Below are 20,837 nucleotides of genomic sequence, written 5' to 3' on the forward strand. Positions count from 1 at the left end.
TTTCCTTATGCATTTTGTCCATGGCAGTGCTTGTATTTCTTACCGCTGCCGCAAGGACATAAATCGTTGCGTCCGATTTGATCGCCGCGTTGAACTGGACGTTTGACAGCAGGCTCGCCGCTCGTTGAGATTTTGTTCTCGTCGACAACAGCTTCGCGCTTCTGATTACTTTCAACTCTGGCTTTCATAATATATGTCGCAACTTCTTCTTGGATACTCGCGATCATTTGATGGAACATTTCGTAGCCTTCAAATTGATATTCGCGAAGTGGATCCGTACCGCCATACGCACGAAGGTGAATCCCTTGACGAAGTTGGTCCATCGCATCAATATGATCCATCCATTTGCTGTCGACTGCGCGCAGCACAACGACTTTCTCAAATTCGCGAACCAATTCGTCACCGATGGTACCTTCACGCTCGGTATATTTCTCAAGGACACGTTCAAACAGGTAATCCACGATTTCGCTAGGTTCTTTACCCCACAGGTCTTCTTTCGAAATAGAGCCTTCTTCAAGCAGCTTGCTGTTCATATATTCAGCCACTTCTTCAAGTTCCCAGTTCTCGGGAATATCGTCGCTGCAGTGCGCTTCGACAACACGTTCGATAACTGGACGAATCATATCTAGAACAATTTGCTTAATATTGTCGGACTCAAGCACCTCGCGGCGTTGTTTATAAATAATTTCACGTTGTTGGTTCATCACGTCGTCATATTGGAGCACGACTTTACGCATATCGAAGTTGTTACCTTCTACCCGTTTTTGCGCTGATTCAATGGCACGTGTAATCATTTTACTCTCAATTGGTTGATCTTCTTCAAAGCCAAGGCGTTCCATCATGGCCAGCACATTGTCTGCACCGAACCGTTTCATCAGTTCATCACCTAATGACAGGTAGAACTGAGTCGAACCTGGGTCACCCTGACGTCCTGCACGACCGCGCAGCTGGTTATCAATCCGGCGGGATTCGTGACGTTCTGTACCGATAATGTGAAGACCGCCAAGTTCGCTAACGCCTTCACCAAGAATAATATCCGTACCACGGCCCGCCATGTTCGTTGCAATCGTAACCGCTCCCGGTTCACCTGCACGCGAAATAATTTCTGCTTCTTCAGCATGATATTTCGCATTGAGCACCTTATGCTTGATTCCTTTACGCTTCAACATTTCAGACAGCCGTTCGGAGTTCTCAATGGATATTGTACCCACAAGCACAGGCTGGTTATTTTGATGACGTTTCACAATTTCATCGACAACCGCTTTGAACTTGCCATCGACACTCTTGTACACAACGTCCGGCAAATCTATACGTTGGTTTGGACGATTCGTCGGCACTTGAATGACTTCCAGACCATAGATTTTCTTAAATTCTTCTTCTTCCGTCTTCGCCGTACCTGTCATACCGGCAAGCTTGCGGTACATACGGAAGTAGTTCTGGAACGTAATCGTTGCAAGCGTCATGCTCTCATTTTGTACTTCGATGCCTTCCTTCGCTTCAATCGCTTGATGGAGGCCATCGCTGTAACGGCGGCCAGCCATAAGACGGCCTGTAAATTCGTCAACAATAACGACTTCATCATCCGTTACCACATAATCAACGTCACGGCGCATAATGACATTTGCTTTAAGCGCCTGCACGATATGGTGGTTCAAAGTAACATTTGCATGATCATATAGATTATTAATGCCAAAAGCACGTTCAGCTTTCGCTACCCCTTTTTCAGTAAGGGCAACAGATTTCACTTTAATGTCTACTGTGTAATCCTCTTCCGGTTCTAGACGTTTTACAAAACGGTCAGCCGCATAGTACAATTCAGTAGATTTCTGTGCTTGCCCTGAGATGATCAGAGGTGTACGTGCTTCATCGATGAGAATGGAGTCCACTTCGTCAATGACGCAGTAATAGAGCGGGCGTTGTACCATTTGCTCTTTGTACAGAACCATGTTATCGCGCAAATAGTCAAAGCCGAACTCGTTGTTCGTACCATAGGTTATATCGCAAGCGTAAGCCGCTTGTTTATCATCAGCTTCCATACCGTTTAGGTTAAGACCAACGGTCATACCTAAGAATTCATAAATTTGTCCCATCTGCTGGCTATCACGTTGTGCGAGATAATCGTTGACGGTTACCACATGCACGCCTTGTCCCAGCAGCGCATTCAAATAAACCGGCAGAGTTCCAACCAGGGTTTTCCCTTCACCCGTTTTCATTTCAGCAATTTTTCCTTCGTGAAGCGCAATGCCCCCGATCAACTGTACATCAAAATGGCGCATGCCTAGCACCCTCTTGGAAGCTTCACGCACCGTAGCAAACGCTTCTGGAAGCAGTTCGTCGAGTGTCTCACCTTTTTCCAGTCGAGCCTTAAATTCAGCAGTCTTTCCTTTAAGCTGTTCATCAGTAAGTGCTGCAAATTCAGGTTCAAGACTATTGATGATATCGACCGTCTTCATCAGGCGTTTAACCTCACGTTCGTTGGTATCGCCGAAAATCTTTTTAACAAGTCCTAGCATGGTTAACCCCTTTCGTGCAAAACAGATGGTTTGCATAAATTGTAACAGTTTGTAGGAGATGCCGCAACACAAGGTCAACTGCCTATCCAGCAGTAAATCTCTGTATATACGTACAAAGAGCCTCGTCCTGAGAGGGACGAAGGCTCGCATTTCATTTAGATCATACTAATGAATAATGGCATGTATGAATTGTTTACCCTTGTTCAATGAGTCCATATTTGCCGTCGCTTCGTTTATAGACGACATTCACTTCTCTCGTGTCAATGTTGGAAAATACGAAGAAATTGTGGCCAACCATGTTCATTTGCAAGATGGCTTCTTCGACATCCATCGGTTTAAGTAGAAAACGCTTCGTCCGTACAACTTCTAGATCGTCATCCTCATCCACAGCTACGCTACTTGATCCACCTGCATGATCGACAAAAATCGTTTTCTGACTCGAGTCTTTGCGGAATTTACGGTTCAGTTTCGTTTTGTGTTTGCGAATTTGACGTTCCAGCTTGTCCACGACGGCGTCAATGGAAGCATACATGTCATCGCTCCGGTCTTCTGCACGTAGCATAATACCTGGGAGCGGTATCGTTACTTCCACAGTGTGCAAGCCTCGTACGACACTTAAAGTGACGTTGCCTTCTGAGATAGGGGGTGCAGTAAAGTACTTCTCAAGTCTGCTGAGCTTCTTGTCAACATAATCACGTAAAGCATCAGTCACATCAATTTGTTGACCTCGAATACTAAAATTCATATGGCACTCCTCCTTTGCTTTGCACCTTAATTATACCACATTTGTTAAGGGTATGTAAAAAGCCTTTGGGCTAATACAAAGGTAAATATTGCGTTTACACATATGAAGCAGAACAAGAAAAGACCCCGGAATTTCCGGGATCTTGGGCTAGCGAATCTTTAATTGTTAACCATCTAAACCAAATATGTAGGTCGGCCTTGCCGGGATGATTATAATTTGATTACGTTAGCTGCTTGCGGTCCGCGAGCGCCTTCAACAATTTCAAACTCAACGGATTGTCCTTCTTCCAAAGTTTTGAATCCGTCAGATTGAATTGCGGAGAAGTGTACGAATACGTCTCCACCTTCTGCAGTTTCGATGAAGCCGTAACCTTTTTCTGCGTTAAACCATTTTACTTTACCTTGCATGCACTAACATTCCCTTCATTTTCAAATAAGAGCGAGGCTTGTATTGGCCTACAAATCGAATATAGCATCCAACCTTATCCATTGTCAATTGGGAAAGAAAATGTTTTATTGGGAATTTATGTAATTTTAAATTTTCAGTTGTTACTTGTGATCGAATATATTAACGAAAAGTATTCTTTAACTGTTTGCATCCTAAATCTTAACATTATAAAAATTCTGAACCCAACAGTCCGCTTTTTTCTTGGTTTTTAACACGCCATTTGAATCCGTGAATAACACTGTTTGTGATTCAACGTCTCGTTGATAGACAGTAGTACCAATACCTATAGATACTCTATCTCCGATGGTACAGTTTCCTATAATGGAAGAGTTAGGAAGTAATGCTACCCCCTTGCCAAGCCGCGGATATTTCCCGTTTTGAGCTCCAACCGTACACCCTTGCGCTACAACTAAATAATCACTATATTCGGCTTTGCCAAGTACCGTGCCGACATTATGCAATAACAAAAAAATGTCCGGTAATTTTGTATCATACATACAGCTAAACCCATGAAGAGCTTTATTTAAATAAAATATTTTGTTAGCTAACGGTTCATCTGAAGTTTCATACCAAATACTATTCGACAGAAACCATAGAAACACGGTGTATTGATCGGAATGTAAATGATTTAAGAACGGGTGTCCATCTTTATAATAAGCTTTAAGGGTTACGTCCTTAAAACAGTATTCTGTACGTTCCAAAGCTAAATCAAAGACAACATCAGAACTCCGAAAATGGACTGAATACTTGTCAGGAAAAAAGTGCTCTATCTGCTTAGCGACATATTCCTTAAAATCACTATAAGGCAGTGACAACTCCATTATTTCTATACCCTCATTTCTCTTACGTAATGATTGACTAAGTCGTTACTTATCCAGACAAATTTGTGGTATAAAGAAATGCCCGAAATGGTTACATGCAAACTGATTACGCCACACCCCAGCGTTTTTGCACCAATAACCGTAACCGTAGTTCTATTCCCGCATACCGACCTTACGAGTAGGGCTTCCGACATTTATTGAGTAGGGTTCCAGTTCCTTATTGACCATCGAGTTGGCACCAACGACACAACCCTTACGTAAAATCGCACCATCTAAGATGACAGTGTTTGCACCGATCCACACGTCATCTTCGATGACTATACCGTTTTTGCTAGGCATAAAACGCTGTTCCCTTATTAAACTGTGCTTCGAACGATATTCATGATTTACAGGAGCAAGCGTACAGTTAGCCGCAATTAATACATTTTCACCAATGGTTACTCCATTTCCGGAGTAAATAACGCAGCCTGAGTTAATATTTGTATTTTTACCTACTATAACATTACCTGTTCCACCAACCGCTTTGATTTTTACAAAAGAATCGATCATTACTCCGTCTTCTATAATAATTGTGGTTCCTTTCACCGACGGTTCGATATCCGCTAATTTGGAAATATTAGCTTTGTTTGAAATCTTAAGCATAGGATCGCTCCTCATCATAATACATAATTCTGATCTCGTTCATTCATGAATCGTCGAATTCGAAGTTCCTTTGTCCCGATAACTTCTTTTATGTAGGAAGCATTCAATCAACTCTCGAGTCATTTCCAAACAATTACGAGGGTTAAAGTGAAACTCCTCTTTAATTTGCTGTACATCTAACACCGGGAATTTTATTGTAGGTGCATTGGGAACGACCTGAATGGAACATCCCGTTGCCCTTACAATTTCAGAGATCCACTCGCCGTTCGTTATATTAAATCCGCTCGCTACATTATAAATTTTGCTCTCACCACGCTGCGAAATATTGATTAATAACTGAACAACATCATGTATGCTAATATAATCTTTCGCTGAATCTAGAGAGCTTCTTAGAATGATCTCACCTTTGCTTAATGCATCCTTGATAATAGAGTAAATAAAATTATTTGATTCAAAATCATCGCCGCAAACATTTGAAACACGAGCAATTCTGACGTTCTTACGTGAGGTTTGCAAGCAAAGAGATTCTCCCATTAACTTCGATATTCCAAATAAATCTTCAGCATGATGAGGGTTCACATGAAGAGTCTGGCTAACTGAACCAATAGAAGTATCGGGCTCGTTTGCATACACTCTTGTCGAAGAAAGGTAGACAAAAGATTCAAATTGCGCTCGTTCCAACAAATCAGCCAGCAAACTGACATGCGCTCGGATCGTGTCGAATGGACGACTTCTAAAATCCGAAGTTACTCCTGCACAGTAAATCACATGACCTAGTGGCTGATCGAAAATGGCATTATCATTTTTTTCTGGTGTGTAAAGTTCATGCCCTAGCAACTCGAGACTGGATACTAAATGTCTGCCGATAAAACCTTTTGCACCTATAACAGTCGTTCTCATGCTTGTCTAGGACTCCTTCCAATCCGAATATTGCCGATCTCGGTCACTCATAATCGGATTTGATAGCGGCCACTGAATACCAAAAGCTGGGTCATTCCAACGAATTCCCCTACCGGATTCGGGCACGTAAAACGCACCCATCTGATAGAAGACCTCCGTTCGATCTTCCAAGGTTTGAAAGCCATGTGCGAAGCCCTCGGGCACATAGAGTGACCTATTATTATGCTCTGATAATTCGACACCAATCCACTGCATGTATGTAGGAGATTCTGGACGAATATCGATAATTACATCATAGATAGCGCCTCGAATACACCGAATCAATTTAGTTTCTTCATAAGGCGTCTGTTGGTAATGCATGCCCCTCAGAGTACCTCGGTTATGATTATATGAAACATTACATTGGACAAACGGTACCTTAAGACCGAGCTCGTTAAACTCTTTTTCGCAATAGGTTCTTGCAAAATATCCTCGAATATCAGTCACAGGTTCGATATCAATGATATAAGCTCCATGGAGCGATGTTTCTGAGAATTTCATTCCATCACCATCAATTCTGGTACAGCTAATATCCAACGTCCGCCCCACTCTCGAATGAATTGAGTTTGCTCTATAATCTCTTCCTTAATGTTCCACGGAAGAATAAAGAGAAAGTCCGGCTTCGTTTGTTTTAAATGTTCAGGATCATAAATAGGTATTCGAGAACCCGGTAAATAGTGACCTTGCTTGTACGTATTTCGATCTACCGTATAGTCAATATAATCTCGGTCGATACCGCAGTAGTTAATAAGCGTATTTCCTTTTGCAGGAGCTCCGTAGCCAACTATCTTCTTGCCTTTGTTCTTCTGTTCAATGAGGAAAGATAATAATTGCCGTTTCAGCTTCACGACCTGGTGATGAAATCGTTCATAAGTTGAGAGTTCCGTCAACCCGTACTGTGATTCTTGATCTAATAATTCTGATACACGATGTGATAACTGAACATCACGACGATCAGCATGAGTAACATAAATGCGTAGAGACCCGCCATGAGTAGCCAACTGTTCGACGTCGAAAATAACCATTTCATGCTTTTCGAACAGCTTACATACAGTCGTTAATGATAAGTAAGAGAAATGCTCATGATAAATTGTATCGAACTGATTGTTCTCCATGAGTTTCATCAGATGAGGAAATTCCATCGTGATGATGCCATCCGGTTTCAGAATCATCTTCATTCCAGCGACAAAATCATTCAATTGCGGTACATGTGCAAGAACATTGTTACCCAATAATAGATCCGCACGTTTCCCTTGCTGGACTAACGACTCGGCCAACCGGGTTCCAAAAAAGTCTACAACTGTCGGAACCCCTTTATCTATTGCAGTCTGCGCAACATTTGCCGCAGGTTCCACGCCTAAGACTGGCACATTTTTCTCAACAAAATATTGAAGCAAGTAACCGTCGTTACTCGCAATCTCAATGACTTGACTTTCGGTGGACAATCCAAAACGCTCCATCATAGCGTTGACATATGTACGACAATGTTGAAGCCAACTATCCGAGAAGCTGCTGAAATATGCATACTCAGTAAAAATATGATCTGGCGTCTCATAATCTTCGGTTTGTACTAGAAAGCAATGCTCGCAAACGAAGGTTCGAAGGGGATACATGTATTCCATCTGCCGCTCAGTTTTCACATAAGAATTTGCCATCGGCGAAATACCTAAATCTATAAATGTATGTTTAAGAGGTTCTCCGCACAATCGGCACAGTTGACTTGACATGATCGGACAGCTCCTTATCTCTAAAACGTATGATTTGTTGCACTGTAAAATCTCGCATATCGTCATGCATAAAATAGTGATTGTACCACTCCATCGTCCACTCAACAGCCTCTTGAACCTGCAACTTGATATTCCAATCCAACTGAGTACGCGCTTTGTCGCTATTCAGCATTAAGGACTTTGCTTCGTACAGCTGAGGACTCTTTTCGTAGACGACACGAACATCCTTCTGTAATCCCGCTCGCCCTTGTTCAACTAAATCCGATACAGATACAACAGCTTGTTCGCTCGGGCCAAAGTTCCAAGAACCTGCGAACTCAGAACCGTTGGTCCACAGCTTTTCCACTAGCAATAAATAACCGTGTAAGCAATCGAGCACATGCTGCCAAGGTCGTACGGCATTCGGATAGCGGATATACAAAGGCTCTTGTCGTTGTGCCGCTCTAATTAGATCAGGAATAATTCGATCCTTCGCCCAATCCCCGCCTCCAATAACATTCCCTGCTCTAGCCGATGCAAGTGATTTGCCGTTATCAGCGTAATACGATTTCAAATAGGACGAAGTTACGATTTCTGCACACCCTTTGCTTGCACTGTAAGGGTCGGCGCCACCCATCGGATCGGATTCCTTAAATCCCTTGATGACGTCTCCTGGGTTGTCATAACATTTGTCACTCGTGATATTCAGAACGACCTGAATAGATTCTGTTTGCCGAGCAGCTTCGAGGACATGAACTGTCCCCATCACATTCGTGGCAAAGGTCGCAATAGGCTGATCATACGAAAGACGTACCAGTGGTTGTGCTGCTAAATGGAATACAATGTCAGGGCTTGTCTCTTTCATTAGTCTCACTAAACGTCCATAGTCATTCAAATCTCCAAGTTCAGACTGCATGCCACTCTCCACGGAAGCCGCTTCAAATAAATTTGGCCGTGCTTCTGGGGCAAGCGCATATCCGACTACGTCTGCTCCCAAATGCTGTAACCAGATGGATAGCCAACTTCCTTTAAAACCGGTGTGTCCAGTAACTAGAACTTTTTTTCCCTTCCAGAATGAATCCATGCTCATCATTCCCACACTTTCCATGGTGCAGCGCCCATTTGCCAAAGCTCTTCTAGCTTCATCTTATCCCTGAGCGTATCCATCGGTTGCCAGAAACCAGAGTGCTGGAAGGCGGACATCTCATTATCTTTCGCCAAATTAACCATTGGTTCATGTTCCCATAAAGTATCGTCACCTGAAATATAATCAAACACACCAGGCTCAAGGACAAAGAATCCACCATTAATCCAGTTCCCGTCACCCTCTGGTTTCTCTTTAAAGCCTGCGACACGTCCCTCTTCCAAATCGACCGCTCCGAAACGTCCAGGAGGCCGAACAGTCGTTACAGTCGCAAGTCGCTTACTTTGTTTATGGAAATTTATTAGTTCAGCAATATTGACATCACTTAACCCGTCACCGTAAGTAAAACAAAATGTTTCATCTCCTACGTATGGCTGTACTCGCTTTAACCTTCCGCCTGTCATGGAATGGTCGCCTGTATCAACGAGAGTCACTCTCCACGACTCTGAATTGTTGCGGTGTACGTGCATTTCATTCGTTTTCATGTCGAATGTTACATCAGACGTATGTAAAAAATAATTCGAAAAATACTCTTTAATTAAATATCCTTTATATCCGAGACAAATAACAAAATCGTTAATACCGTAATGTGAATACAGCTTCATGATATGCCACAAAATCGGTTGCGGACCGATTTCCACCATCGGCTTCGGCTTTACTATTGTCTCCTCGCTAAGTCTTGTTCCTAATCCTCCTGCCAATATGACTGCCTTCATCCATCTACACACCCTTTCTTGCTGTAATTAGTAGGTCATAACCATTTGTTGCATTAGGAACAACTATTGAACTCATAACTTGAAAACCAGCCTGTGCAATAGCTTGTACATCTGCTTGCATAGAAGATTGTTCCACCTTGGAATACGATAGAGAGACAGCCATTTGACCTCCGAAATCTAGTTGTGATGACAGCTGAGAAAGTAACTCTGGCTGACCTTGGAACACGCCTGCTTCATGTTCAAACACAACATAGTCAAAAGTTTCAGTAGACGGTACATGTTTGGATATGTCTGTTAGGTCACCGACTATCACATGATCCGAGACAGTATTCAGATCTATAAGATATTTCTCATTCAAACAGTAGTTAGTGATGGAAATACTACTAACGCCTCTTTCTCGAAGCATATTCTTTAATTGGAGAGGGTTACCGCCACAACGAGTGTTTATCCCTAATATCTTGGCCTTATAGTCAGATAAACGAACAGACAAAGCGCCTAATAATTGGGGACTATATCCTGCTTCGGACCAAGAATCGATACCATGTTTCTCTTTGAATATTTCTCGACTGACCTGCAAGGAATTGTTCTCTACTTGATTAGTGCCGACCGTAACCGAACCAAAATGATAAGTAAACGTGTCTCTACAAAACACCAGTTTATATCCCGCTCTGCGAATACGGAAGCTGATATCGTCATCCGCGAATTCACCGAAATAAAATCGCGTATCGAAATATCCGATATCTCTAAGTAAGTCTGTAGGAGCCATTAATACACAGGGTAAAAGACGCACACGTTCCTCCCATTTTCGTGGATCAGAATGGTTGTATTGCTCGGCAAACTCAAGCATTTCATCAATGTTTGTGTACGTTCCGTCAATTTTTTGATGGTTACTTATATAGTTCGCACCTGGCGAGACGAATCCAATGGTAGGATCTGATTTAATGCAGGCAAGAAGGTTATCCATCCACCGAGGTGTAAAAATAAAGTCATTGCAGACAGCTGCTGTATATTTCCCTCTTGCTGCCTTCAATCCTTCGTTAAATCCTCCTACAGGGCCAAGATTCCGAGGCAAATGGATCACTCTTACATTACCTGGAAGAGATTCGAAATATTCTTGCGTGCCGTCTGTAGAAGCATTATTGACAGCAATAAGTTCGTAATCAATGTTACTTGTAAATCTATAAATGCTTTCTATACATAACTTGGTATACTCTAGTTTGTTATATGCCAAAATTACAATGCTAACGAGAGGCTTTGTAGTTGAAGTGATACTATTATTTTCAGTGATATATTCTTTTATTAGATCAATGAGCTCTATATTTTTTGTAGCAGCTAAAGCCTTTTCAAAATAGGTACTAGATTGACTATAGTCACCACGCAACTTGTAAACATAACCCAAATTAAATAGCAGATCGTCATAATTAGGGTCAAGGAGTATTCCTTTAAGCAGCTGGTCTTCAGCCTCTTGTAAATTATTTTCCGCTACCGCAATAGCTGCTTTGATTGTATAAATTTCAACATCTTCAACTGTAGGATTTGTCTGTTCAAACTCCGACATTAATCTCTTGGCCTCGTCTATACTGCCAATTTGAATAAGTTCTTGAATTGTCTGCTTCTCCATAATGTGATTTTTCTCCATTCTATACCCACTAAAGACCTATATACTTACATAATATATTTATCGACTAATTGTTAGTTGTATTTAACTGTTAAAAATTACCAATAAAAAATCAATCGTTACTTTCTTCGTGAGATAATCTGTTCTTCCGGCAAAAATTGAAGTTTAAACATTTTACCATCAACATTTTTTCAGAAAAATATTTTATATTGAGCAAGAAAATCCGATATATATAACATATACACCATGGAGGTTCGATAAATGGAAAAACTGATATCATTATGTATGATTGTAAAAAATGAAGAGAAAGTATTGGCACGCTGTCTGGAAAGTGTATCGACACTTGTCGATGAAATAGTCATTGTAGATACAGGGTCAACTGATCGAACGAAAGAAATAGCAATGTATCACACCGACAAAGTCTATGATTTTAAGTGGTCCAATGATTTTTCCGCCGCTCGGAATGAATCACTGAAACATGCGACAGGAAAATGGATATTAGTATTAGATGCTGATGAATATGTGCAGCCTACTGGACATCAAGAATTGCGTGACTTTCTATCATCAGTCTCGGATTCAAATCCAAGAGCATTTATATTAAGAATCATGAATTTCCTTGGCAACGGAAACCACCATTTATTGGAATCTTCCGGAACTCGAATTTTTCTTAACAATGGGATTTATTATAAAGAATCTATCCACGAACAACTTGTGTCCAGACAGGGTAATATATCATTTGAAACTTATTCATTCACTATATTTCATACGGGATATCAAAATAACGTTGTTGCTGAGAAAGAGAAAACAAAAAGAAATTTATCCATTCTCGAGAAAGCAAAAAGTAAAGAATCTCTGAACAATCCATATTACTGTTTCGTACTTGCTAATGAGTATAGAAACTCTGGACGTAATAAAGAGGCTCTGAAATATTACAAAAAATCACTATCAAAATCAAAACCCGAACATACATGGTATACTCACTTGGTTGATCGCTTGGTAGGCACCCTAGTGAGCGAAAATCTATTCGCCGATGCTTATCGGTTGATAAAAGATGCACAAAATAGGTGGAGTGGTTATTCGGACTATTATTGCTTAGAGGGTATATTGCTTAATCACTTCGGTATGTACACAGATGCAATGGCATGTTTTGAAAAAGCTATCGCAATTGCAGATGAGTGTGAAAAAATCGATCGTCCTTATTGGATAACTCAACCGAACTATGGACGACTCATACCCCATCAGATGATAGCCGATATCGCTAGAAAGCAAGATGATTTACATAAGCTTGTATTTCATTTAACGAAGGCTATCCAATGTGATCCTACTGATCACATTTGCCTGCGACTGCTTCTTCAAACGTTAACTAACCATGAAAACGAGCAAAAAGTTATTCAATTGTTGCAACAGCTTTATTCTACAGATCAGCCTGATATCTGTATATTTCTACTTCGAATATCTCTATCAATCGGACAGAAGCAGCTATCTCATCACTTTTGGTTGCAGTGCCATCATTTAAATGTCTCATTGACATTTGCTGACAATATAAACTATTCACTTGTTATGAATCAACCATTGCCTGAGCAAGCTTGGCAGCTCAAAAATGATCAATCATTACTTTCAACAGATTTAGCGCTTACCGCTTCAATTATTTATCAAGACAATCAATATCTTAATCTTTGTACGAACGATAAAGCTAACAACCTTCAGATGGTAGCAGATCAACTCATTCAAGTTGTAAATGACAACCATGTTGAAGTCGATATAGATGATAGCACTTATCCTCATCTTGCAGAAGTACTTATTCGTATGTTTACTATGAACTACACAGATTTGTTCAATAAAATAATTGAGCATTGTGCAGATAGCAAACTTCTTCATCTAGTTTCGGAAAGAATGCTGCTTATTACAAGAAGTGACATAGCCCTGGAATACCTCAGTGTTTTACTAGAAAACGGGGCATTGAATGGGGAAGGTGCTAAAGAATTGGCCTTCTTTTGCCTGAAACATCAAAATTGGGAGGATGGGGTTTCTCTGCTTGAGTACGCACTAGAATCAAATCCGTCACCTGAATTAATTGGAATACTTGCTTCAAGCAATCCTCCAGCTGAAGTTTATCAATCATTTTTTAAACAATTTCAAAAACAATATTCATATGCAGTAAAATTACCTTTCCTCTACAATAGGACTCTGTAATAGAAAGAGGGCCTCCTGACATTCAGGAGGCCTTTTCCTTTCTTCATAGTAGCTGAGGTACTAATAAGTATGATAAAAAATAATTTTATAAATGGTTATCAATAAAATATCCAATGTAGTTATGTGCCTCTGTCAGATATCCATTTTTAGGTATTTTACTTTTATCGGAAGGATTTAATATATTTTGGATACGATTTTTCTGAAGATTTAAAGAATGTGAAATTCGCTTCTCTATGGTTACACATTCTTGCAATATAATTCGTACCTCATTCGACATTAACTCTGGTTTCATTTCTAAGATGTCTGTAGCTTTATTTCGAAGCAGTTCTTGTTCATTCTGTAATTTGAATAGTAGATGATCATTGAGATCATCATTAAGGTTTAATCCTACAATTTGTTTACTTGTATGAAGCAGAGACTGAACGACTAGCAATAATTCACTTGAATCCTCTACAGTCATATCAAGTCTCCATCTTCACTTGCTTCAAAGCACTGGCCCAAGTATCTCTTAGTTCTGACATAAGGGTAATAGCTTCTTGCAACTTCTCAACATCAAGTTTTAAACTGGCTGTAGTTATTAGTCTCGTCACATAGTCATATAAGGCAAACAAATTCTGAGAAATGTCATATTTCATATCTAATGTCACTTGTAATTCTTCAATAATATTTAATGCCCTCGTTAAATTATAATGTTTCTCCTCTATTTTGCCTTGCTCAATACTAATAACACCCATCTTCATAAATCGTAGACACCCGTTATATAACATTAATGTCAAATCCCCTGGGGATGCCGTTTGCACTTGTGAGTTTAAGTATTGATTTTGAGCTGCTTGTTGCAACATGCAGCATGTCACCTCTTCTTGTCGATGATTGCACCTACTGTTAATTCCTGTAATTTATCCACAAGTTCAAGATATTTTTCTGATGGAATTTCATGAATAACTTCATTTGTATCCTTATCTAATACTTGTACAATCAATTCTCCCGTTGGTTCATGTACTTTGTAATTAAACACATGTGGAGTGCCTTGTACTGCCTTATTTGCCTTTTCAATCGCATGTACAAGGGCATTCTCCGAAATAGATAGAATTTCATGTTTTTGTTTATCTTTTAACACTTCATATTCACCAGCGGCACGGATGACTGGAAGATTAGTATCCACAGGTTTTATTTGATTTATCAAAACTGTGTTTTGGATCTCCACTTTCTACACCTCCTTAGCCACCCATTTGTGATGATAACCAACTAATTTGAGCATTACTTTTCTGAATTGCTTGTTCCATATCACTGAATCTCTTATAGTAATCATCTTCTTTTTTAGACAATTTACTATTCCAATCTGAAATGTTTAATTCAAGATTATATACTTGTTTTCCTAAATCGGTGGTCACATCATCATATATCATTGAAGTTGCTTTTCCTCCCTTTTTAATGAGAGATGAAAGCATGTCGTTTGCTCGATTAAACATCGTAACAGCAATTCCTTGTTGACTTTCGAGACCTGGATTATTTGTAAATAGGTTCGAGACAGCAGTAGGATTCTGGGCAATAGCGTCTCTTAACTTCGTTTCATCAATTTGCAATTTTCCTGCATCTTGTTGATTTCCTACCACATATGGAACCGTTGTAATTCCAATCTTATATAATGCGTTAAAATCCGATGAAACTCCATCCACAGATTTAGTTAACAATTCTCGTAACGAATTTTTAATGTTTTTTAAATCATCAGAATTCGAAAGCAATCCTTGCTTTACTTTTGCGTTCCAATTTGCTATGTCAGACTCACTCATCGAGCTCTTCTGATCATCGGTTAAAGGAGCGTAATCTCTTGAAGGCATCTCTGCTAAACGACGATTAACCAAATCCATTAAATCATTATAGGAATTAACAAAATTTTTTATTTTATTGACAATGCTATCCGCATCTCCTGCTACTGTAATCGTCACATCATTGGTCGTTACTTTATTTAATGAATAAGCAATTCCATTATAAGTGAATTTGTTGGAAGACTGGGTTATCGTTTGCGTAGCTCCTCCATCTTGAGTAATATCTATGGAAGCATCGCTCCCTTGTACAGAAGCACCATTTGCATTTATTGCTTGCAAAAAATTACCCGATGTGTCGTTTAATGAGATTTGAGAAGCAGCACCTGTCAATTTGCTTTTAAAAGTAAATGAATCACTTGCTGCGTCAAAGCTCATCGTCACGTTAGTTGATGAGCTATTCACTTTGTTCATTATAGATTGGATCGTATCAGTAGAGTCGTAATCTATAGTTGCAGTTGTTGTCCCGTTAGAAACCGTAAATTGCCCTGGAACCGATAACGTAGTTCCATTTCCAAATTTGGATGCCATGTCACTTAAAGGTGCATTAATGTTCAATCGAAACGACTGCCCAGGCGTAAAACCTAAATTTCCTAAGCCGCCATTTATATCATACACCGTAACTTGGGGCTGGTACCCGGTGCTAATTGCAACTGGATCGAGGCTAAGTTGATTAGAGCCATTCAGACCTACATTTATTCGTCCTGATCCAAACGCTTTATCAATTTCTATCTGTAGTTCACTTTGCAATTGAGCAGGGTCATAGACATTTGGAGCTAATGTAATTACCTTCGTTGTTCCATCTAATGCCACTGCAAGGCTATCATTAACACCCGCTTGAATATTTGTTGCAGCACTAACACTGTTCCCTATAAAACCTAATTTAGAAACCGCGGAAGTTGTATATTGTGCACTGCTTGCCAATTGATTAACTTTTACCGTAATCGTTGAAGCCGAAACGGACGAAACAGGAGAAGCCGTCACATCTGTAGATGAAGATGTTGCTTTCATACCGGTCATGTTACTGCTGTAACGAATTTGATCCAGAGAATCACGTAAGGATGCCACTTTTGTATTTACTTCACGATATAAATCCATTTGAAAGCTAAGCAAGTCTTTCTTTTGACGTAACTTAGTCTGTGGTATCTTTTCAACATTCATTAAATCGCTAACCATTTTGTCAATGTCCATTCCTGATGCCATTCCAGTTATTCTCATTACCATAATTCCAACCCCCTCTTAACTTTTCTTCTTAATATATATATCGAAAATTTTCCAAATTACTTTATACTATTTTTGAAAGAAACTCCAATCTTTCTATAGATGGAGGGTAATTATACTGCCAAGCCTTTTTGTAATATTCAATAGCTAACTCTGTGTTACCCAAAACCTCGTAGAACACACCTAGATTATGAGCAGCTCGATAACTCCCTACACCCTCTACAGAACTGTAATGATTGGTCTCACCAATGGATAACGCAAGTTTGAAATAGTATTCTATTGTATTTAAATAACCGCAATCCATTGATAGTACACCTAAAACAAAGGGTAGATCAGGAAAAGATGGATATTGGTCTAGGAAAGAAGAAGTAAATTCGTATGATTCTTTGCTCAATCCTAATTCCTTAAGTGTATAAGCAAACTGAACAAGCATCGGTGGGAAATATAGTTTGTCATATTCCTGCTGATTTATAACATATAAAAAGGCTTCGTAAGCCTTTGAGTATTCTTTATTTGAATAGTATAATTTCCCCAATTGATAGTGCATATAACTATCATCAGGCGTTGCCGCTAAATGAGATTGATAGAGATTAATATATCTATCAAGTTTATTCTTTTTTTTGTATGTTTCTTGCTCATAACCATAATGATGAATAGTAATTCCACTAGTCCTTAATGGGGCTGGGTCATTTCCTTTATATATTTGTTCATGGACCATCCCCCTGTAATGGAAATCAGAAGTCCTAGGAAAAAATCTCCCCATTCTATGTCTCGTGCTTTCATTATCGACATGATTAATAATGACTGCTGATGCCGCTTCATCAGGGTATTGTTGTATATATTCATATATCTGCTTTTCAATATCATCAGACAGCGTTTCATCAGCATCTAATATTAATACGTAATCTCCAGTAGCTTTCTTAATTGAGGAATTTCTTGACAAAGAGAAATCATTGTTCCAGCTCTCTTGGTAGACCGAGGCATCTTTGCTTCTCGCAATTTCTACAGTTCGATCTTGGGATCCAGTATCAAGTACAATGACTTCAAAGTGATCAGGCACACTGTCTAACGCTCTCTCGATATGATCTTCTTCATCTCTAGTAATCATGCAAACCGATATTTGCATACGATTCGTTTCCTCCTGAAAAAAAAAAAGCCCACGCAAAATCGTGGGCTTTTCGCTTAATATTAACGCAATAATTGCAATACGCCTTGAGGCGCTTGGTTAGCTTGTGCCAACATAGCAGTAGAAGCTTGTTGCAAGATATTGAATTTAGTGTAATTCATCATTTCAGAAGCCATATCTGTATCACGGATACGTGATTCAGCAGCTTGAAGGTTCTCTGAAGTAGCTCCCAAGTTGTTGTATACATGCTCCAATTGGTTTTGGAATGCACCCAAGGTAGAACGTGCTGTATTTACTGTACCAATTGCTGTATCAACTGCTGAAAGCTCAGCCGCAGCAAACGTAGCCGAACTTAAATTACCAAGAGTTAAACCTGCAGCTGTAACTTTGATATTACCGAGATTCATAAGGACAGATTCAGATGCAGTACCACCAATTTGAATCGTAACTGTCGGACCAGTGCCATCAAGCAATGAAATACCATTAAATTTAGTGTTATTAGCGATACCGTCAATTGCATTTTTCAAACTTGTGTACTCGGAATTCATAGCCGCAAGGTCCGATGCGTTGTATGTACCATTGTTTGCTTGAACTGCAAGCTCTTTCATACGACCAAGCATGTCAGAAACTTCACCCATTGCACCTTCAGCCGTTTGTACAAGAGATACACCGTCTTGTGCGTTACGTTGACCTTGGTTCAAAGATTTAATTTGTGCACGCATTTTCTCAGAGATTGAAAGACCTGCAGCATCGTCAGCAGCACGGTTGATGCGGTAACCAGAAGAAAGTTTCTCACTGGATTTACCTTGTTGTGTGTTGTTGAACACCAGATTACGATGAGCGTTCATCGCGTTAAGATTGTGGTTAATAATCATTGATTTGTTCCTCCTTGAGTTTTAAAATTTCACATCCTTGTGAAGTAGGCAATCTCGCCTTACAATATATATATCGGATGTTAAGAGAGGAAGTTTATACCTTTTATAAAAAAACTTAAAATTTCATTTTTTTCAATAAATTCGGATCTACATGCGCCGAGCTAGCTTCCTGATTATTGGCTTGCACTTCTTCCACCAATTCTTTTCTTAATATGACAATGTCCTCAGGGGCCCTTATCCCTACTTTGATATTATCTCCCTCAATAGAAGCAATATATATTTCGATGTCGTTATTTATTAAAATAGATTGGCCCCGTTTCCGTGAAAGGATAAGCATCATTCCCCCTCCCCTTCTTCTCTAATATGACTCATGATTAAGGGACAATCCGTTCTAAATTTTGTTTTCTCTTGGACCACATACTGACTCCCAATAAACTTATTAATATTGATAATCAATGGGGCTAAGAGATTAACCGTTGAGGATCGCAAATCACCTCTTATGGTGACTATATTCAAAACGAGAGTGTCTTCAGGTTTCATAATCTGCAGCTTGTTTTTTAGAGATTCACTGAGTTTAATTTCATAGTCTCCATACCATTGAAAAGGGGATGTTACCAAAAAGGAAATATTCTCATCTTCAAGGCTTTTCAAATAAGCAAATGGTGTGTCTTCGACGGTTTCTAGCAAAAACATATCTAAATTTTCAAATCCGAGTATACTTCCTTCGAATGAGAGTTTCATATTATTAAAATTGTCTAGCATTCGACTGCCTCCTTATGAAATGAAGCTACAGCTTTACAGCTATAGCTTCTTAACTAACCATATAAGTCATAATTGCTAACCCACATTTGTATGCTATTTTTATTTTTCAAATAAATGTCTACTCCGCCAGGTTCATACTTAGCTTGGGGACGATGCGGAGTATAATTAATCTGGGGATCATGCCTTGTCCAGTTGATATCGATATGTGAGGGCGTATATTGAAGATCTACATTATGAAAAGATGCTTCTCCGTTATACTGTATACTAGACTGTTCCTGCATACGTTGAGCCATCATATCCGCAATCGTGCTGTGCTTAAACTGAGCCAATTGGTTGCCTTCATCAACAATTCGCGAAACATTGAGCAAAAATTCTTGATGCATTTGGCTAGAAATCATATGGAGCCATTCCAAGTGATTTCCTTTGCCAAGGGCCATCCAAGCCCTTGAGCTATCTACTGATAGTTCAGCAGGTGTTGTATTCACTTCCATCGCAGCCGGCGGACTTTCAACTTCCAAATCTCCTGATGGTGATTCTATATTCAGCTGAGCTTGTCTGGTCTCCATTCCTATATTTGCGTAGGTTTGGCGAATAGAAAGACGTTGAAGATTCATAATAGGACACCTCTACCGTTCAACAATTAACGCAGGTAATCCAGAAGTGTTGTTTGAACTATTTTCGCGCTAGTTGCGAGTGAAGCCTGATATACACTTTCGTCTTGCTTCATTTTCATAATTGTTTCAGCATAATCAGCATCTTCTGTCTTAGTCTGCATGTCGGTTAAATTTTGTTTCATATCATCCAGACGAGTACTAATTAGATCTATTCTGTTTGTTTTTGCTCCGATTTCTGACCTTGCTTCATTTATTTTGATCAACCGGCTTTTTAGTAAATCAAGTTCACCTGAAGCTGCGCTCTGCTTACCAGCACTAAAATCCGCTTGAACTCTTTTTAGGATAGCAAACAAATTATCAGAATCCGTGGAAGCTCCAAATACGTCCTGTCCAGTAACATTAATTTGTATAGGCGCACCACCCTCAGTGAATTGATAATTAATACCAGCTGTGTCCGTATCTTGATTATTGGCAGTCGCAGGATCGTATGGCGGCTTGTCCGTTAATTGGCCATTAAATATATATTTATCTCCGATCTGACTGTTACCGACATTTACAAGTTGTTCGTAAATTTGTTTGAGTTCGACATTAATAGCATCTAATCCCTCTTGTGGATTTGTTCCATTAATCCCTTGCACTAGCAGCTCATTTGCACGTTGCACTATATCATTTACTTGGGATAACGCGGTATCTGTATTATTCAGCCAAGATGTAGCAGCATCTGCATTTTTTTGAAATTGATCGTTTAATGCTAAATCGCTGCGATATCTTAACGAGTAAGTAATCCCCACTGGGTCATCTGATGGCTTATTAAGCTTCATTCCCGTGGACAAGATATTTTGATTCTTGTCCATTCTAATCAGATTATTATTGATATTACGCAACATTTGCAAATTCATCATACCTGGAGTTACACGTAATGCCATATTAAT

General features: G+C 39.7%; 22 protein-coding genes. 1 reads left to right on the plus strand and 21 read right to left on the minus strand.

The annotated features are described in order from the left end of the window. Positions 1–5: 5 nt before the first annotated feature. From secA to J2Z20_RS07535, 11 genes are all read right to left on the minus strand, one after another. The gene (gene secA / locus J2Z20_RS07485; protein WP_209847582.1) at positions 6–2,513 is read right to left on the minus strand and encodes a preprotein translocase subunit SecA; all 2,508 of its coding nucleotides are present in this window, start codon (positions 2,511–2,513) and stop codon (positions 6–8) included. Positions 2,514–2,706: 193 nt separating this feature from the next. Continuing rightward, on the minus strand, positions 2,707–3,258 hold the full coding sequence (hpf, locus tag J2Z20_RS07490; RefSeq protein WP_209847586.1) for a ribosome hibernation-promoting factor, HPF/YfiA family: 552 nt from the start codon (positions 3,256–3,258) through the stop codon (positions 2,707–2,709). A 209-nt stretch (positions 3,259–3,467) separates the two neighbouring features. After that, positions 3,468–3,665, minus strand: a complete 198-nt coding sequence (locus J2Z20_RS07495; protein ID WP_209847589.1) for a cold shock domain-containing protein — start codon at positions 3,663–3,665, stop codon at positions 3,468–3,470. Positions 3,666–3,857: 192 nt separating this feature from the next. Continuing rightward, the gene (locus tag J2Z20_RS07500) at positions 3,858–4,526 is read right to left on the minus strand and encodes an LbetaH domain-containing protein (RefSeq protein WP_209847591.1); all 669 of its coding nucleotides are present in this window, start codon (positions 4,524–4,526) and stop codon (positions 3,858–3,860) included. A 153-nt stretch (positions 4,527–4,679) separates the two neighbouring features. Further along, a complete protein-coding gene (locus tag J2Z20_RS07505) occupies positions 4,680–5,168 on the minus strand; it encodes an acyltransferase (protein ID WP_209847594.1) in 489 nt (162 codons plus the stop codon). A 39-nt stretch (positions 5,169–5,207) separates the two neighbouring features. Beyond that, positions 5,208–6,068 (minus strand): NAD-dependent epimerase/dehydratase family protein, encoded by an 861-nt coding sequence (locus J2Z20_RS07510; RefSeq protein WP_209847597.1) that lies wholly within the window; start codon positions 6,066–6,068, stop codon positions 5,208–5,210. 6 nt (positions 6,069–6,074) lie between these two features. Then, the gene (gene rfbC, locus J2Z20_RS07515) at positions 6,075–6,608 is read right to left on the minus strand and encodes a dTDP-4-dehydrorhamnose 3,5-epimerase (RefSeq protein ID WP_209847600.1); all 534 of its coding nucleotides are present in this window, start codon (positions 6,606–6,608) and stop codon (positions 6,075–6,077) included. Further along, a complete protein-coding gene (locus J2Z20_RS07520; RefSeq protein ID WP_209847603.1) occupies positions 6,605–7,834 on the minus strand; it encodes a class I SAM-dependent methyltransferase in 1,230 nt (409 codons plus the stop codon). Before J2Z20_RS07520 ends, rfbC begins: the two co-directional genes overlap by 4 nt. Further along, the gene (rfbG, locus tag J2Z20_RS07525) at positions 7,794–8,903 is read right to left on the minus strand and encodes a CDP-glucose 4,6-dehydratase (RefSeq protein ID WP_209847607.1); all 1,110 of its coding nucleotides are present in this window, start codon (positions 8,901–8,903) and stop codon (positions 7,794–7,796) included. Before rfbG ends, J2Z20_RS07520 begins: the two co-directional genes overlap by 41 nt. Further along, the gene (gene rfbF, locus J2Z20_RS07530; protein ID WP_209847611.1) at positions 8,903–9,673 is read right to left on the minus strand and encodes a glucose-1-phosphate cytidylyltransferase; all 771 of its coding nucleotides are present in this window, start codon (positions 9,671–9,673) and stop codon (positions 8,903–8,905) included. Before rfbF ends, rfbG begins: the two co-directional genes overlap by 1 nt. Positions 9,674–9,677: 4 nt before the next feature. Then, entirely contained in the window at positions 9,678–11,294 is a 1,617-nt protein-coding gene (locus J2Z20_RS07535; RefSeq protein WP_209847614.1) for a glycosyltransferase family 2 protein, read from the minus strand. A gap of 258 nt (positions 11,295–11,552) precedes the next feature. On the opposite strand from J2Z20_RS07535, the gene J2Z20_RS07540 reads away from it, so the two are divergent. After that, complete coding sequence (locus J2Z20_RS07540) at positions 11,553–13,484, plus strand: tetratricopeptide repeat-containing glycosyltransferase family 2 protein (RefSeq protein WP_209847617.1); 1,932 nt, start codon at positions 11,553–11,555, stop codon at positions 13,482–13,484. 85 nt (positions 13,485–13,569) lie between these two features. Here the strand turns inward: J2Z20_RS07540 and J2Z20_RS07545 are convergent, their stop codons facing one another. The 10 genes from J2Z20_RS07545 to flgL all read right to left on the minus strand — a co-directional run bounded on the left by J2Z20_RS07545 (position 13,570) and on the right by flgL (position 20,831). Continuing rightward, on the minus strand, positions 13,570–13,944 hold the full coding sequence (locus J2Z20_RS07545) for a hypothetical protein (RefSeq protein WP_209847620.1): 375 nt from the start codon (positions 13,942–13,944) through the stop codon (positions 13,570–13,572). Between the two features lies 1 nt (position 13,945). Continuing rightward, entirely contained in the window at positions 13,946–14,326 is a 381-nt protein-coding gene (gene fliS, locus J2Z20_RS07550; protein WP_209847623.1) for a flagellar export chaperone FliS, read from the minus strand. A gap of 8 nt (positions 14,327–14,334) precedes the next feature. After that, positions 14,335–14,688, minus strand: coding sequence for a flagellar protein FlaG (locus J2Z20_RS07555; protein ID WP_209847626.1), 354 nt, complete (start codon positions 14,686–14,688; stop codon positions 14,335–14,337). Positions 14,689–14,701: 13 nt separating this feature from the next. Then, positions 14,702–16,531 (minus strand): flagellar filament capping protein FliD, encoded by a 1,830-nt coding sequence (gene fliD, locus J2Z20_RS07560; RefSeq protein ID WP_209847629.1) that lies wholly within the window; start codon positions 16,529–16,531, stop codon positions 14,702–14,704. Between the two features lie 61 nt (positions 16,532–16,592). Continuing rightward, positions 16,593–17,654, minus strand: a complete 1,062-nt coding sequence (locus J2Z20_RS07565; protein WP_209847632.1) for a tetratricopeptide repeat-containing glycosyltransferase family 2 protein — start codon at positions 17,652–17,654, stop codon at positions 16,593–16,595. A 62-nt stretch (positions 17,655–17,716) separates the two neighbouring features. After that, complete coding sequence (locus J2Z20_RS07570; RefSeq protein WP_209847635.1) at positions 17,717–18,529, minus strand: flagellin N-terminal helical domain-containing protein; 813 nt, start codon at positions 18,527–18,529, stop codon at positions 17,717–17,719. 115 nt (positions 18,530–18,644) lie between these two features. After that, on the minus strand, positions 18,645–18,866 hold the full coding sequence (gene csrA / locus J2Z20_RS07575) for a carbon storage regulator CsrA (RefSeq protein WP_209847638.1): 222 nt from the start codon (positions 18,864–18,866) through the stop codon (positions 18,645–18,647). Then, the gene (gene fliW / locus J2Z20_RS07580) at positions 18,866–19,291 is read right to left on the minus strand and encodes a flagellar assembly protein FliW (RefSeq protein WP_209847641.1); all 426 of its coding nucleotides are present in this window, start codon (positions 19,289–19,291) and stop codon (positions 18,866–18,868) included. The genes csrA and fliW overlap by 1 nt, the downstream gene beginning before the upstream one ends. Before the next feature lie 53 nt (positions 19,292–19,344). Further along, a complete protein-coding gene (locus tag J2Z20_RS07585; protein WP_209847644.1) occupies positions 19,345–19,905 on the minus strand; it encodes a DUF6470 family protein in 561 nt (186 codons plus the stop codon). A 26-nt stretch (positions 19,906–19,931) separates the two neighbouring features. After that, the gene (flgL, locus tag J2Z20_RS07590; protein ID WP_209847647.1) at positions 19,932–20,831 is read right to left on the minus strand and encodes a flagellar hook-associated protein FlgL; all 900 of its coding nucleotides are present in this window, start codon (positions 20,829–20,831) and stop codon (positions 19,932–19,934) included. Positions 20,832–20,837: the final 6 nt, after the last annotated feature.

Source organism: Paenibacillus sediminis (assembly GCF_017873765.1).
Classification (GTDB): domain Bacteria; phylum Bacillota; class Bacilli; order Paenibacillales; family Paenibacillaceae; genus Paenibacillus_AG; species Paenibacillus_AG sediminis.